Source organism: Novipirellula herctigrandis, assembly GCA_007859835.1.
Lineage (GTDB): Bacteria > Planctomycetota > Planctomycetia > Pirellulales > Pirellulaceae > Novipirellula_A > Novipirellula_A herctigrandis.
The window spans coordinates 1,236,483-1,237,733 of sequence record SJPJ01000001.1 but is presented as its reverse complement, the minus strand read 5'-3'; the positions used below and the strand labels follow the sequence as shown (position 1 = coordinate 1,237,733).

General features: G+C 55.6%; 1 protein-coding gene. It reads left to right on the top strand.

The annotated features are described in order from the left end of the window. The first annotated feature begins 762 nt into the window (after window positions 1-762). A complete protein-coding gene (locus tag CA13_RS04315; RefSeq protein WP_146394754.1) occupies window positions 763-1,038 on the top strand; it encodes a hypothetical protein in 276 nt (91 codons plus the stop codon). Window positions 1,039-1,251: the final 213 nt, after the last annotated feature.

Genomic DNA, 1,251 nt, shown 5'->3' with positions numbered 1-1,251 from the left:
TGCCGGTGAACGATACACCCGACGAACCATTCCCTCGGACAACTTTTCTGGTTCGACCTTCCAATCTCCTGATGGCTTGCACGAGCCTTCTCGCACCGACCATCGGCGTGCTCGGGCGACATTCGTTGCTCGACGACGGAACGTCCTGATGGCTTGCGCGAGCAATCTCCTGTTACCATCGGCTTGCTCGGTCTTGCTTTGGAACGTCTACTGGCATTCCACCTTCCACCTATATTCACCACGGATAACCATCCGTTGCACACGGAGCCGCGGGCCGCGCGGATTCTGAAATCAATGTCGTTTGCCGCGGCCCGGTGAACGGTGACGTTATCACACTCCGGGCGATTGTTGTTCTGCTATCGGTGCGTCGTCGATGATCCGCTGGCAACCGTTTGGTCCACAACGTCGTTTGTTGCTTTCAAATTGGGACCTCGTTAAACTGATACTGCTAGGGAACGGACAACCGTCACCGAAGGGGCCGAAGGCTAAACTGACGGTGCTCGGTCGACTGATTCATCATGGTGACTCGATCGGCGTTTAACCCAAATCCGTGGGATAACCATGTGATGCAACGGAGGACGGGTGGTCCGTTTTCTCGTCTGCTTGCAAGTCTTTCGCCCGTCCCCGCTGATCACTGCCGTTATCGCATCTTGTAAGACGCACCGCCCGATCAACAATATAAATCCATACTCGTCGACCACATCAAACGCGACGCCACCTGATCGCACAGCACCGTCCCTGCGTTGGTGGTTGCCAGTTGCGTTGGGCGCGGTCTTCACGCCGCCGGCTGTCGTTGTCGCGGTGGCGTCGAACGCCGCTAACCAGGGAAATGGTTTCTGGGAAATCGCACTTTTTCCGTACTTCGTGCCGCTCCACCTGTTTGCTTCCGAGGCGTGGGCGTTTGCTTCTGTTCTTACTCAGTACATCATATACGGTGCGTTAATCGCATTTGCCAAACGGCACAAATACCAATGGCATTGCGTCGCCGTGCTGGCGGCTTTACACGCCATGATCTACTTCGCATTTCGCGAGTTTTGACCAAAGCACACAACCGAAACAATGCCTGTGCCGCCACATGCTGTCGAGCTCGCGCGGCACCGTTTGGTGGCTATACTAAACCGCTATCCCCATACGGTTGGTGACGTCAACTGATCGTAGACGTAAGGGCGATAACCATGCCGTGCACGCGAAGGACGGCATAAGATATTTACAAATGGAAACCACATTGGCCGTCCTCGGTGACGGCGGACG